This is a genomic window from Pseudomonas fluorescens (assembly GCF_902497995.1).
Taxonomy (GTDB): Bacteria; Pseudomonadota; Gammaproteobacteria; order Pseudomonadales; family Pseudomonadaceae; genus Aquipseudomonas; species Aquipseudomonas fluorescens_BK.
In genome coordinates this window covers 40,009-53,577 of the sequence record NZ_CABVII010000016.1, presented here as the reverse complement: position 1 = coordinate 53,577, position 13,569 = coordinate 40,009, and the positions used below count along the sequence as shown (strand labels likewise).

Annotated in this window: 13 protein-coding genes and 2 pseudogenes; 3 read left to right on the top strand and 12 right to left on the bottom strand. The window is 59.7% G+C overall.

Translation table 11 applies throughout. From position 1 onward, the window contains the following. Window positions 1-305: 305 nt before the first annotated feature. From F8N80_RS19040 to F8N80_RS19025, 4 genes are all read right to left on the bottom strand, one after another. Window positions 306-1,634 carry an MFS transporter gene (locus F8N80_RS19040; protein WP_150745259.1) on the bottom strand — a complete coding sequence of 443 codons (1,329 nt, stop codon included), beginning with the start codon at window positions 1,632-1,634 and terminating at the stop codon, window positions 306-308. 152 nt (window positions 1,635-1,786) lie between these two features. Then, window positions 1,787-3,127 (bottom strand): amidase, encoded by a 1,341-nt coding sequence (locus tag F8N80_RS19035; RefSeq protein ID WP_150784462.1) that lies wholly within the window; start codon window positions 3,125-3,127, stop codon window positions 1,787-1,789. Window positions 3,128-3,134: 7 nt separating this feature from the next. After that, the gene (locus tag F8N80_RS19030) at window positions 3,135-3,812 is read right to left on the bottom strand and encodes a DUF2848 domain-containing protein (RefSeq protein WP_150745257.1); all 678 of its coding nucleotides are present in this window, start codon (window positions 3,810-3,812) and stop codon (window positions 3,135-3,137) included. Between the two features lie 22 nt (window positions 3,813-3,834). Continuing rightward, window positions 3,835-4,524: a GntR family transcriptional regulator gene (locus F8N80_RS19025; protein ID WP_150745256.1), complete on the bottom strand. Its 690-nt coding sequence runs from the start codon at window positions 4,522-4,524 to the stop codon at window positions 3,835-3,837. Between the two features lie 427 nt (window positions 4,525-4,951). Between F8N80_RS19025 and F8N80_RS19020 the strand changes: the two genes are divergently transcribed. Then, entirely contained in the window at window positions 4,952-6,124 is a 1,173-nt protein-coding gene (locus F8N80_RS19020; RefSeq protein ID WP_150784461.1) for an MFS transporter, read from the top strand. Window positions 6,125-6,189: 65 nt separating this feature from the next. Here the strand turns inward: F8N80_RS19020 and F8N80_RS19015 are convergent, their stop codons facing one another. The 3 genes and pseudogenes from F8N80_RS19015 to F8N80_RS31665 all read right to left on the bottom strand — a co-directional run. Then, a complete protein-coding gene (locus tag F8N80_RS19015) occupies window positions 6,190-7,737 on the bottom strand; it encodes an amino acid ABC transporter permease/ATP-binding protein (RefSeq protein WP_150745254.1) in 1,548 nt (515 codons plus the stop codon). A 64-nt stretch (window positions 7,738-7,801) separates the two neighbouring features. After that, window positions 7,802-8,596: an ABC transporter substrate-binding protein gene (locus F8N80_RS19010; RefSeq protein ID WP_150784460.1), complete on the bottom strand. Its 795-nt coding sequence runs from the start codon at window positions 8,594-8,596 to the stop codon at window positions 7,802-7,804. A gap of 46 nt (window positions 8,597-8,642) precedes the next feature. Continuing rightward, window positions 8,643-8,819, bottom strand: a pseudogene (locus F8N80_RS31665) (isopenicillin N synthase family oxygenase); the annotation flags it as partial. Window positions 8,820-8,974: 155 nt separating this feature from the next. Between F8N80_RS31665 and F8N80_RS19000 the strand changes: the two are divergent. Next, on the top strand, window positions 8,975-9,571 hold the full coding sequence (locus tag F8N80_RS19000; protein WP_150784459.1) for an eCIS core domain-containing protein: 597 nt from the start codon (window positions 8,975-8,977) through the stop codon (window positions 9,569-9,571). A gap of 49 nt (window positions 9,572-9,620) precedes the next feature. Here the strand turns inward: F8N80_RS19000 and F8N80_RS18995 are convergent, their stop codons facing one another. The 5 genes and pseudogenes from F8N80_RS18995 to F8N80_RS18975 all read right to left on the bottom strand — a co-directional run bounded on the left by F8N80_RS18995 (window position 9,621) and on the right by F8N80_RS18975 (window position 12,214). Beyond that, entirely contained in the window at window positions 9,621-9,839 is a 219-nt protein-coding gene (locus tag F8N80_RS18995) for a DUF4287 domain-containing protein (RefSeq protein ID WP_150745251.1), read from the bottom strand. A gap of 158 nt (window positions 9,840-9,997) precedes the next feature. Further along, window positions 9,998-10,081, bottom strand: a pseudogene (locus F8N80_RS18990) (hydroxypyruvate isomerase); the annotation flags it as partial. 21 nt (window positions 10,082-10,102) lie between these two features. Next, a complete protein-coding gene (locus F8N80_RS18985; RefSeq protein ID WP_150784516.1) occupies window positions 10,103-10,906 on the bottom strand; it encodes a putative hydro-lyase in 804 nt (267 codons plus the stop codon). Window positions 10,907-10,997: 91 nt separating this feature from the next. Continuing rightward, window positions 10,998-11,945, bottom strand: coding sequence for a LysR family transcriptional regulator (locus F8N80_RS18980; RefSeq protein ID WP_150784458.1), 948 nt, complete (start codon window positions 11,943-11,945; stop codon window positions 10,998-11,000). A gap of 80 nt (window positions 11,946-12,025) precedes the next feature. Then, window positions 12,026-12,214, bottom strand: coding sequence for a hypothetical protein (locus tag F8N80_RS18975; RefSeq protein WP_150745249.1), 189 nt, complete (start codon window positions 12,212-12,214; stop codon window positions 12,026-12,028). Between F8N80_RS18975 and F8N80_RS18970 the strand changes: the two genes are divergently transcribed. Next, window positions 12,213-13,475, top strand: a complete 1,263-nt coding sequence (locus F8N80_RS18970; RefSeq protein WP_150784457.1) for an OprD family porin — start codon at window positions 12,213-12,215, stop codon at window positions 13,473-13,475. The genes F8N80_RS18975 and F8N80_RS18970 overlap by 2 nt on opposite strands. The last annotated feature ends 94 nt before the right edge of the window (window positions 13,476-13,569 follow it).

Here is a 13,569-nt window from a genome sequence, read left to right as displayed (position 1 = left end):
AGCAGCAGTCAGCGCCTGCCCCCGGCAGAATCCGAGCCTGCTGAAAATGATCCGGCGCACCCTGAAATGTGTGAACCCCTGGCTTCGCCCTTGAATGAAGCAGGCCAGCGGCCTTTGATCATTGGCGATGTCATCACTGGCTTTGACCTCTGTAAATCGGCCAGGTTCGTCTGTTCCACACCCTCTACATCGCGCAGATAAATAGGGGGCCTGTTGCAGATTCTTTATGGCTGTCCGGGAAACACAACGCCGATTCGATGGACGACGTTGTGCTCCGAGGGTCAGGTATTGATCGCGGCTCAAGTCTAAGACTTGCTCACCTTGATCCCTTTGAATAACAACAGGAGCAACACACCCGCCAGTATTTCAAAGCATGCGACCATATACAGGCCGGCGGCCAGGCTACCGGTCTGGGTTTTCAGCCATCCGATCATGTAGGGCGCGACGAAGCCGGCGAGATTGCCGATGCAGTTGATCAGCGCAATGCCCCCAGCAGCGGCGGTGCCTGCCAGGAATGCACCCGGAATCGACCAGAACACCGGAAAAGCGGCAAGAATGCCCATGGCGGCAACGGTCAGGGAGATCAGCGCCAGCGCGGCGTTGCCGATAAACAGGCCGGTGCAGATTAATCCGAGGCCGGCGAGCAGGGCTGCCATCGCGCAGTGCACACGGCGTTCAGCGGTCTTGTCAGAGTGAAAGCCATTCCACAGCATCGCCACGGTGCCCAATATAAAGGGGATCGAGGAGAGCAGTCCGATGTTCATGGTGTCATCGACGCCCAACGACTTGATGACGGAGGGGGTCCAGAACGCGATGGTCGCGTTGCCACTGACCAGGCAGAAATACACCAGCGCGCATAACCACAGCTTGGGATAACGCAGCAAGGAACGAAGGTCGCTGTGTTTGCCTGGCGCCTTGTCTTCGCGGGCAATGGTGTCGCTGACCATTTTGCGTTGTGCCGGGCTCAGCCACTTGGCATTGGCCGGTTTTTCCGGGAGATAACGCAGCACCAGGAACCCGGCGATCACCGAAGGAATGCCTTCGAGGATGAACAGCCATTGCCAGTTGGCCAGGCTGCCGACCCCGACCATGCGACTCATGATGAACCCGGCCAGTGGGCCGCCGACGACGCCGGCAATGGCGAAGGAGGTCATGAACATGCCATTGATCTTTGCCCGCTGCGCCGCCGGAAACCAGTAGGTGAGATACAGCACGACGCCTGGAAAGAAGCCCGCTTCAAAGGCCCCGAGCAGAAACCGCAGCACATAGAACGACCAGGCGCTTTCGACGTACGCCATGGCGATGGACGTCAGGCCCCACATGATGGTGATGCGCGCCAGGGTGCGGCGGGCGCCGATTTTTTCCAGGAGCAGATTGCTGGGCACTTCGAAGATGAAGTAACCGATGAAGAATATCCCGGCGCCCAGGCCATAAACGGCTTCACTGAAACCCAGGTCCTGCAGCATGGCCAGTTTGGCGAAACCGACATTGACCCGGTCGATCCAGGCCAGTACGAAGAGAAACACCAGAAACGGGAGGAGGCGCCAGGCGATCTTGCGATAGACGGCAGCCACTTCGACTGTCGTCGGGTCGAGGTCTATCGCCATGGTTGAACTTGCGTGACTTCGGTTCATAAGTTATCTCGTCAATTCGTTGCGCAGTTGGGCACGCAAGCCGATTGGCAGGCGAGTGAGGACGCACGAGGGTCCGCCGTGTCATTTTTTCGGTAAGTCAGTCAGGTAAAACAGGGCAGGCGCGGGCCTGCCCCTGATTCAGCGGCAGTGCATCAAGTGTTCTCTTGTAACAGTGCCTCGATAGCGCGAGACACTTGCAGGACACGAGCGTCCTGACCCTGCAGGCCGGCGATCGACAGCCCGACCGGCAGCTCGTCGCCGCGCTGGCAAGGCAAACTCAGGGCGCAACCGTCAAGGAAATTGATCACGCTGGTGTTGCGCAATACCAGGCCGTTGGTGGCGAAAAACCCATCGTCTTCAGTAAGGTCTGCCAACTTCGGCGGTACCACGGCGACAGTGGGCATCAACCAGGCGTCGGCGTCGCCCAGACGCTCACCCGCCACGCTGATCAGGCGTTGGCGTTCGCTGCGAATGTCCAGGTAATCGGCTGCGCTGATGGCCGCGCCGCGGCGGATGCGTTGAGCGACGCGGGCGTCATAGCACTGGGCGTTGTCGCTCTCGAGCCACTGGCGGTGGCCATGCCAGGCTTCGGCAGCCGTCAACCCGCCAGCCGCGTTGATACGGGGCAGTTCATGCAGTTCTGGAAAGTCGAACCAGCGAATGCAGGCGCCTGCCTTGGCGAGAAGGTCCAGGGCGCGTTCGAAGGCCGCTGCGACGCCGGCATCGAGCTGATCGAGGACAAAATCCCGGGTGACCGCCAGGCGAAGCCCGGCCAGGGGCGCGGCGCGGGTGTCCAGCTGATCGCCGGTGAGAATCCGGTCGAGCAGGATGCAGTCGGCGACGCTGCGTGACAGCGCGCCGATAGAGTCCAGGCTAACGGCCAAGGGGAACGTGCCGGCCATGGGGACTCGGCTGGCACTGGGCTTGAACCCGGTCAGGCTACAGAACGCGGCGGGGATCCGGATGGAGCCGCCGGTGTCGGTGCCCAGCCCGGCGACGGCCATGCCCAATGCCACGCTCACGGCGGCGCCGGAGCTGGAGCCGCCGGCAATGCGGCCAGCCGCAGACGGCGTGAGCGGCGTACCGTAGTGCGGGTTCAGCCCCAATCCGGAAAAGGCGAACTCGCTCATATTGGTGCGGCCCAGTAAAATGGCGCCGGCCGATCTCAGCCGTTCGACCACGAGCGCATCGCTGCTGGCGGGCGGCGCATCGGCCAGCAGCCTGGAGCCGGCCGCAGTGACTTGTCCGACTACATCGAACAGGTCTTTGATGGAGACCGGGAGCCCGGCCAATGGCGATGGCACGTAACCTGAAGCCCGTGCCAGATCACTGGCCTGCGCAGCCTGCAAGGCGCCTTCGGCATCGACGCTGATGTAGGCGACCCCAGCCGCCGCACGATGCGCCTCGATACGGATCAACGCTTCTTTCACCAAGGCGACACTGGTGGTACGGCCGTCAGCCAGCGCTTGGGCGAACTGTGCAATATCCTTCATCTTCAGTTCACTCCGCGACAGGCAGCGGCTCGACACCGTACTGGTGGCGCAGGCTGCGGTTGAGTACGGGATCGAACAGCTCCATTTCAAAGGCTTCGCCATAGCCCAGTTCGCCAATCACCGATTGTGTACCGCAGAACATGGCAGTGTCCGCGGGCAGCGAAGCGTCGCTGTTGAGTTTTTCCAGCAGCGTTTCCGGCGCCAGCAGGTTCGTCACCGGCCCCTGTTGGTACAGCGCACGCACACCGTCACGCACACGCCAGGTGCGCATCACCAATTGATCCCAATGCCCCTGAACCTCGGCATAACGCCAAACCTGCCGGGCGATGGGTTTGTCGCACATCTGCTTGGAGACCGTGACGTCATAGCTTTCGACCTTGCGATCGGTGTGATCCGAACCCAGGCCGATCAATAGCCCTTGCTCGCTCGGGAGCAGCACGAATTCGGTCTCCCCGGATGAGTCCTTGCCAGGCACCTGGATGCTGTCGGCGTTGTTCAGCAGGCTGGCCGATACCCGGTAGAAACACGGAACCTGCGTCGGACGGCGCACGCCCAGCGCTTCCAGTTCGGCAATGTGGTGCTCCACCGCTTCGCTGTTGCGTCCCGCCCAGCCAGCGATAATCAGGTGCTTGATGCTGGCCCGGTGTTCGCCCTGGCCGACTACCTGGAATGTCATTTGGGTCATGAAGAGCTCTCGCGATCAGTGATTAAAGGGTGCGCATGATGGCGCGGCGGAAATCGTCGATGTGGTGGTGGACAGCCGCGACGGCGGCGTCGCCGTCACGCTGTTCCAACGCCTCGAGGATTTGCAGATGCTCGTGGTAGATGCGTTCGCTATGGTGGTTTTCCGACAGGGTCAGGTACCAGAAGCGCGCCTGTTTTTCGTGAAGGTTGCGCAGCAGCTCGGCCAGCACGCGATTGTGTGCGGCGGCGGAAATCGACATGTGGAACTGCAGGTCCAGGGACATGAGCCCTGCCACGTCGTGTTTGGCCAGCAAGGCGGGCGTGCGCTCGAGAATGTCGCGCATGGCCTGGATCTCGGAATCGTGAGCGCGCTCGACCGCCAGCTTGATGCACAGCTGTTCGTTGCTCACGCGCACTTCGATCATATCCAGCACATCGTTGAGGGACAGGGCCGTCACCATCACGCCCTTGCGCGGCATGATCGTGACCATGCCTTCAACTTCCAGGCGATGCAGCGCTTGATGGATCGGCGTTCGGCCAAGCCCCAGGGTCGCCGTCAATTGCGCTTCATTGATCGCATCACCGGGGCGAAACTCGCAGCTGATAATCCGTTGCTTGATTTGTGCATAGGCGAGTTCGCGCAGTTGGGCTGCGCTTTTCGTGGGGGCAATCGCGGGCTGGCGATGGCTGGAAAAATCGATAGGTTCGGGCATGTCTCACTCCTGATAATCATCTGATATATCAGATGATTATCAGGAAAAGGAGCAAAGGTCATGCCACTTCTCACGAATGGGCTGAGCGCTGCGGTTCATAAGGGGTGTACGCACACCGGCGATGCGCCGGGCGTACGTTGGGAAGTGTTACTTGTTACTTTTGTGCCCGGTTTTGTACCCGCATGTTCGATTTTCGTGCAGGCAAGGTGCTCCGCGAGTCATTGCCGCCGGAGCTTGTTCGCTTGTAGTCCAAGCGGACGTAGTCGTTGACCCTGTCTCCTGCCGATACTGAGCCTGAACCCTCAAGGAGAAACCCTATGCCAGTTACAGCCGTCAGCGGTTCCGCTTTGGGAATCGGCGCAGCCGTTTGCGCACTGAAATCACCACGGTCGACCAGCGCTGACAGCACCAGGGACAGGAGAGGGTAATGAGCATCAGTCGCCGCACCACGTTGACCTTCATGCTGGCCGCCAGTCTGGCTTCGACCATTGGCGGCCTGCCATTCAACACATTACCCATCCTGCTGGGAGCGCTCGCCGACAGTTTCAGCTTCGATGCCGCACAGATCGGCCAACTGGGTTCCATTTGTTTTGCCGGTTACCTGGTCGGGACGCTGGTGGCAGTGGCGTTCATCGATCGGGTGAACTGGCGTTACCTGACCGTCGGCTGCGCAGTTGGCGCCGCGCTGGCGTTGCTGGCGTCCGCTCGCCTGCCCGCGCAGGCGCAAGCGCCGCTGTGGGCACTGATTGGTTTCTTTGCTTCGCTGATGACCTGCCTCGGGCTGCGCATCATGAGCGAAATGACGGACAAGGAGCGCGCATTAGGGGTGCGCCAGGGCATTGAACTCAGTCTGGTTGCAGCCTTGCTGTTCGCCTTGCCGTCGTTGGTGGTGGCCCGGTTTCACTATGCCGGCGCGGCACTCGTGCTGGCGGCGATCATTCTGCTGTTGAGCCTGAGCGCCCTGGCATTACCGCGGCGCACCGATTTCGCCAGGACGGTTGGCGCCATTGACGAGCGCTCTCTTTACGCCCGCTTCAGTTTTCCGTTGCCGGCGTATTTCGCGCTGGCGGCTTTCTTCTTGTTCGGTGCCGGGCAGATCGGTCTGTGGGCGTTTCTGGAGCGGTTGGGCCATGGCCTGGCGCTGCAACCCACCGAGCTGGGCATCGTCTTCGCGGTGTTGAAACTGCTGGGGGGTGCCGCCGCGTTAACACTGGCGGCCATGGGTGATCGCCTGGGCTCGCGCCTGCCGCATCTGTTGGTGTTGGCGGTGATCAGTCTCGGGCTGATCCTGCTGGGTTGCGCCAAGGGATTTTTGATGTACGCGCTGGGTGCCTGGATCTGGGAAGTCGGTTTCACCTGGGGCTGCATTTTTCAAACCGCGGCGATTGCCCGCCTGGACCCCAGCGGACGCTCGATCATGCTGATTCCCGCCGCATTCGCCTTGAGCTCCATGACCGGCCCGGCACTGGCCGGCTCCCTCGTCGGCGACGGGTTCTCGCCATTGTTATGGCTGGCCTTTGCGACGGCGATACTGCCGGTATTGGCCTTTGCCGGATTGCTGGCACGGCGCCTGGAGATCAAGCTGCCGGGGTTGGCCTGAGCGTCGACTGCAGCGATCGGAACGCGGTGCGAAGCTCCACAGGAACTTCGCTACGCCACCCATGCCTACGCATGATCCGCGGTGGCAGGCAGGTTTGGCGATAGCGTATTGATGCCCATGAAGCGCCGCACTCTCTCTCCTTCGGCCTCGCATCGTATGGTTTCAGGTGCGGCATCCAGTTGGATATTGCCGTTCTCCATGAAGACGACCCTGTCGGAAATCGACATGGCAAAGTCCATTTCGTGGGTGACGATAATCATGGTCATGCCTTCATTGGCAAGGTCGCGTATGACGTTCAGCACATCGCCCACCAACTCTGGGTCGAGCGCTGACGTAGGTTCATCGAACAGCATGATGTCCGGCTCCATGGCCAAGGCACGAGCGATCGCCACGCGCTGTTGCTGTCCGCCGGAGAGCTGGTGCGGGTACTTGTGGGCGTGGGCGAGCAGGCCGACCTTGTCCAGCAGCGCATAAGCACGGTGTTCGCTCAGCTCGCCCGGATGGCCGTGGTAACGCGGCGCCAGCGTGACGTTGTCGAGAAGGGTGCGGTGCGGGAACAGGTTGAAGTTCTGGAACACCATGCCGATGTGCCGCACGCCTCTGCGCAGGCGGGAACTGTCGGGTTTGTCCGATGCTTCGATGAATTTCTCACCGAACAACAGAATGTCACCGGTATCGATGCGTTCCAGACCGTTGACCGTGCGGATCAGCGAAGTCTTGCCGGAACCGGAGGGGCCAATGATCGAGATCACCTGGCCGTATTCGACATTCAGGTCGATCCCCATCAGCACCTGGTGCGTGCCATAGCTCTTCTGGATGTTCTTCAATTGCAGGATGGGCGTCGCGTTGTTGCCCGCTGCTTTGCGCGCAACGTCGGGCAAGGCTTCGGCGCAAGCCTTGAGCCTGGCCACGGCGGCGGCGTCGAGTGTGTGCGGCTTGCGGAAATTCAGGTCCAGGTAACGTTCCAGACGCTGCAAGAAATAGCCGAACACGGTGACGATCAGCACGTAGTACACGCCCACCGCAGCCAGGGTTTCCATGACCAGGAAGTTGGTGGCATAGAGGCGTTGGCCGACTGTGAGGATTTCGGTCAGGGAGATGACCGAGACCAGCGACGTCAGCTTGACCACCGTGATGTATTCATTGATCAAGGTCGGCAGCGAGATACGGAAAGCCTGGGGGATCACGATCAAGCGCTGCATGCCGAACAGGCCGACACCCAGCGCGCGCCCGGCCTCCTTCTGGCCCTTGGCCACGGAAATAAGTCCGCCACGATGGATTTCCGCCATGTAAGCCGCTTCCGTGACCACCAGGGCCAGCAAGCCGGAATAGAAGGGGTTGGACAGAATCGGTCCGCTACCGGGAAACAATTGCGGCAAGTTGTAGACGAAGACCACCAGCACCAGCAACGGGATACTGCGGAAGAACCAGATGTAGACCGCCGCGGGAATGCGCAGCAAAGGCGACTGGGACAGCTTGGCCGTGGCCAGGACAAAACCCAGCAGCATGCCGATGAACCAGGCCAGGGCACTGAGCTGGACCACCGTGACGCAGGCCTTCCAGAAATCCGGCAGGGAGAACAGGGAGATAAAATACGACCAATCGAATGGCATGGGGCACCTCGATCTGCCGCCCCGGTGCAGGGGAGGCAGATGACCGGACTAGAAGGACACGTGCTTAGTTGGCTGTCGGTTCTTCCAAGCCATACTTCTTGAGAATAGCGGCGTATTCACCGCTCTTTTTCGTCTCCTCGAAGGCCTTTTGCACGGCCTGGAAGGTTTCGTCGTTACCTTTCTTGACGAAGATGCCCAAGGTTTGCTGATAGATCGGATGTTCGGTGGTGATCACTACCCGGCCATTGGTCTTTTCCGCGATCATTTTTGCGGCGCCAGCGATTTCAACCTGGGCCTGAATGTTTTTGGACAACAGGGCCTGGGTCACCTCGGGCGCCGAGGGGTACTCGCTGACGGTGATGGCGCCTTTGTTGTTCGGCACGCAGTAGTCATCGGAGAGCTTCCTGAATTCCTTGACCCAGGTAGTGCCCTGTTCCAGACCCAGTTTCAAGCCGCACAGGTCTTCAGGTTTCTTCGCATTGATCTCGCTGCCCTTGGGCACCATGACCGCGGCACCGGTGTTGGCATAGGCGATGGTCTGGGCCTGAGTCTGGCGCTCCGGTGTGATGTACATGCCGGAAATGACCGCGTCGTACTTGCCGGAGTTCAGGCCCAGGATCAGGCTCGGGAATTTGGTGTCGACGAACTCCACCCTGGCGTTCATGTGCCTGGCCAGGGCCGTTGCCAGTTCCGGGTCCGAGCCCACCACGTTTTTGTCCTTGTCATAGGACTCGAAGGGCGGGTAGGTGACTTCCATGCCGACCTTGAACGTGTCTGCTGCGGCCACGTTCAACGAGGCGCCGAGCATGCCGGCGGCCAGTACGGTCATGGGTAAAAGGGTTTTCTTATTATTTTTCATTATTCACTGACTCCGGCGTAGGTAAGGGTGTAGCTGGAAACGTCAATCAGGACGGTTGAGCCTGATGTTTCAAATGTCCGAGACTGGCGGCTTTGCGTGCCTTCTCTGGCATTTGAACGTCTCCATTGGCCACCCTCTGCCGCAGCTACTGATAGATCTGCAGTGCTTGGCCATCCGTGTGTTCGCCGATCGTGATCTCCTCGTAGTCCTTGCCTGCCCGGGCACTGGTTGCCACTAAGCGCTGCCGTGGCAAGTTCGCTGTGGAGCCAATGTTAAGCATAGGCGGCGGGGTGAAAGAATCTGTAAGCTCAAATGAATACTTCAGACTTTCGTCAACAGATAGCTAGCTGTTTAATCGCGCTGTCCCTGGAGCGCCCAATGCCGCCCATCACCACGCGCCTGGTGGCGCTGTTGGTTCTTTGCCTGACCCTTGAAGTGCCAGCCCAGGCCAGCGCCTGTCCGGCTGGCGAGAAACAAGTGTGCCTGGACAGCTGCATCTGTCTGCCAGACCTGGGGCCGCTGCTCGGCCCCCTGCCTGATGGCATCTACCAGGTCGCAGCACCTGCCCTGGCGCTATGGCTGACCCAAGCCCGCGCCGAAGCAGCCAACGCCGGCATCCAACCCATCCCACCACACATCCGCGAGCAACTGCTGCGCTGGTACGCCCCCGGCGTCCTCGATACCGCGCGCTACAAAGTCAGCGACAACGGCCAATTCAGCGCCGCCACCGCCATGCTGCAAAACCCCGATGTCGGTGCCGTGACGCTGATCGACATCATCCTGTTCCGGGACGCTCGAGCCGCAGAACAGGACATCGCGCTCTGGGCTCACGAACTCAAGCATGTGCAGCAGTATCAGGAGTGGGGGGTAGAAGGATTTGCCCGGCGCTATACCCAGGATTTCAACACGGTGGAGGCGCCGGCCTATGCCATACAGGTTGAGGTCCGGCGGTGGGTGCGGGAAGGGGCTCACTGAAGGATTTAGTAAACAGACGCGTCGAGCGCGCTGTGCTTAATCAATATCGTCAGTCGCTTTTAGCGCTTGCTAAAAAGTACGCAACTAAAGCGTTAGCATGGCCATGACCCATGCCGTGTTCAGTTTTGAGCAAGGCAACCATTTCCATATGCTTCTTGCCGCTAACTGTTTTGAGCAGGGTTAGCCAGTGGGTTATTGGGTGCCCATACTTTTTTTCAATTGAGGGGAAGTACGACGCCGGTCCTTTTACCTTTGGATCGTCGGTCATGACGCAAACTCCTTTTTTGCTTGAGTACTATTGGGAGACATTACCAGAGAGAACCACGACAACGATGACGGCAGACCCTGCGGCTTTCCGGATTCGAAAGCAGTATAGGAGATCACTTGATCATCATGTCGTAGAGGCGCAGGCCGATCAGCCGTGATGTCCGGTTCGTGGCGATCCGGCACTCCGGCGATCTGGATATGCCCGATGCCGGCGAAATCCCGCCGCAGCTTCGTCGCCACGTCACTCAAGCGCCACCCGCGCATTTACACAGCACTGTTGTACAAATCCGTCACTAGCATGCAGCCGGGGGAGTGGGTGATGCACAGTGGCGGGCGTGAGGCCTGCACCACCGATTGAGGTGTCACGCCGCACGCCCAGAACACCGGTATTTCGTCAGCTTCAATGGGGACGGCGTCACCATAGTCCGGAGTGTCGAGCGCGTGGATGCCGATCAGCGACGGATCACCGATGTGCACGGGAGCGCCGTGGACGTTGGGCATGCGCGCGGTGATTTGAATGGCCTGGATGGCGGCTGCGGCTTTCATCGGTCGCATGCTCACCACCAGCTTGCCACCGAGGCGAGCGGTGGGGCGTGTGTCGATGTTGGTCTGGTACATGGCAACATTGCGCCCCAGATCGATGTGCTTGAGGGGGATGCCGGCATCCAGCAGCGGTTGTTCGAAGGAGAACGAGCAGCCGATGGCGAAGGCCACCAGGTCATCCTGCCAAAGGTGCTCGATATCCAGCGGTTCTTCGCTCAGTTCGCCGTGGCGATAAACCCTGTATCGAGGCACATCATGGCGAATATCAATGGCTGTCCCGAGATTGCGAAAGTACGGATCACCCGGTTCGGTAATGTCGAGCAACGGGCAGGCTTGACGGTTGAGGGTGCAATACCTGAGGAACTCGTTGGCCCAATCACTGGGCAGTATCACGATATTGGCTTGCACCCGGCCTTGGCCCAAGCCGCTGGTGTGACCCTGATAGTGCCCGGCGGCGATGCTTTGACGCAGGGCGAGAGGGGTGCTGCGCTGCAGTTGTTCGAAGGACGGGGCGGGTTGATTCATCATGGCATCTCGGCAGGTTCGTTGATCCTTTTTAGAAAACCACGGTGATGCCGTCCAACAAGGAATGTTGTTGCCCCCAAACAACTAAAAGTTATTCAAGGGGTGGTCGGCTGTCGAGGCCCGGTGCCGGCACCATGAATAACGGCCCGACATCCGCGGCGTATTGGCAGACCACCTGACGGCTCATCTCGACGATGTTCTCGATCAGTTCCAGGCCGACCCCGGCGCGCCACGAGGCCACGACATCCAGTTGCGGCAAGCGACTGCCGGGATCCAGCTGTATCAGCTCGCCGCTGGCCAGGGGTTTGGCCACCAGTGCCGCCGGCAAGGCGCCGATACCGAAACCGTCACGAATCAGCCGGGTCATGGCCGACACCGAGTTGACGCAACTGACGCGTGGTGCGCCGATGCCATGGGCGTGCAACAGGTTGAGCACATCCTGATGCGGTCGTGAGTGTTTGACGAAGGTAATGATGCGCTCACCGGCCATCTCGGTGAGCGAGGCATAAGGCCGGGCATAGATCGAGTTGCTGGCGGCGATCCAGTGCATGGGGTAGTGCGCCAGCTCGAGGTTGCGCACGCTTTCGTGGCGGATCAGGTCAGTCTGAAAAACGATGTCCAGGTAGCCCTTTTTCAATTGCTCGCAGAGATTGCGCGCGGCGTCGGCAGTGATCTCGATTTCCACGGCCGGGAAGGTCTGCATCAGGGTCGACATCAACGGGCTGAGCCAGGTGTGAATCACCGTATCCATCACGCCGATGCGCACCAGGCCCTGCTGCGGGCTGGTGTTGTCCAGCGAGTGTTTCAGCGCACGCTGAACCTCGAGCATCTGCTCGGCATAGTCGAGCACCTTGAGACCTTCGGGCGTCAGCGACACCCCGCGTGAATCACGCACGAACAGGCGCAGGCCCAGCTCGTCTTCCAACGCGGCGATCCGGCTGGAGATCGCTGCCTGAGTGCTGAACATTTTCTCGGCGGTCAGGCTGAAGCTTTGCAGGCGGGCGACCCAGACGAAGGTTTCGAGGAATTTGAGGTTCATGGCGGTTCCCTTGGCGCTTGTGGCTCTTGTAATGAAGGGGCGGGTTGCAATTGTTACTCCAGAGTCCGCCTTCGCGGCCATCAAATTTTCTTATGCATAACCTCGTCTTTTTCCCGTTTGACGCCGTTCTGCCCCGACACGAAGAATCCGCTCCACGACGCAGGTCGCTGCGTCCGCCCCCCAACGACAACGCCTTCACAAAAAAACAATGAGGCGTGTCCGTCATCTTCGCTTGCTGCTGCAGGAACTTCTTCCTTGGAAAACATCATGACTGTTCACGTGCCTTCAAAAGCGGGTCGCACCCGCCCATTCAAGGGGTACGCCCCGGCTGGCACATTGCTCGGCTTGAGCTTGCTCTGTGCACCGGCCGCTCAGGCGGATTTCGTGGCGGACAGTAAAGGCAGCCTGGAAGCGCGCAACTTCTACTTCAACCGTGACTTTCGCCAGGACGGTTCGCGCGACAAGGCCGAGGAATGGGCGCAGGGTTTTCTGTTGCGGATGGAGTCGGGTTACACCGCTGGCACGTTTGGGTTTGGCCTGGATGTTTTGGGCATGGCCGGTTTCAAACTGGACTCCGGCGGCGGTACGGCCGGTACCAACTTGTTGCCTCCAGATTTGTCCGGCGGCTCACAGGATCGCTATGGCGAGTTAGGCCTGACGGGCAAAATGCGCGTGTCCAACAGCACCCTGAAGTTCGGGACATTGCAGATCAAGGACCCGGTGGTGAATTCCAACGATACCCGCCTGTTGCCGAGCACATTCAAGGGCGGTCTGGTGAATGTGCAGGAAATCGATCGTTTGAAGCTCACGGCCGGTCAGCTCACGCAGATCAATTTTGTCGACTCCACCGACTATCAGGACATGACCGCCAACCGCATTGGCGGGCAAAGCGACAAGTTTCAGTTTGCCGGGGCTGACTATCAGTTCCTGCCAAACCTGACCGCGCAATACCGCTACGGCGTGCTTGAAAACATCTACCAGCAAAATTATCTCGGGCTTGTGCACTTGCTGGACCTGGGCGCCGGCCAGTCGCTCAAGAGCGACGTGCGCTATGCGCGCAGTACCGAAGACGGCAACTTTCGTGATATCGACAACCAGGCCTTCGGTGCGTTGTTCACCTATAGCCTGGGCGGTCATGCGTTGGGCTTTGGCTATCAGCGCATGAGCGGCGACGATCCGTTTCCGTATATCGGGCGCAGCGACCCGTACCTGGTCAACTTCGTGCAGATCGGTGACTTCGCCAACATCGACGAACATTCCTGGCAAGCGCGCTACGACTACAACTTTGCCGCCCTCGGTGTGCCGGGGTTGACCTTCATGACCCGCTACATTTCTGGCGACAATGTGCAACGCACTGCGCCGGGTGAAGGCAAGGAATGGGAGCGCAACACCGATATCGCTTACGTGGTGCAGGACGGTACGTTGAAAGGGCTCGGCCTTAAATGGCGCAACGCAACAGTGCGTTCGAACTTCGGTAATGATCTGGATGAGAACCGCCTGATCGTCAGCTATACCCTGGCGCTTTGGTAAATGATTTTCAGGGAGTGACTGTCGGTTTTTATATTCTATTTAGGAATAACAAAATAAATATATATTCCTTTTGATATTGGCTTGGGTGGTTCAT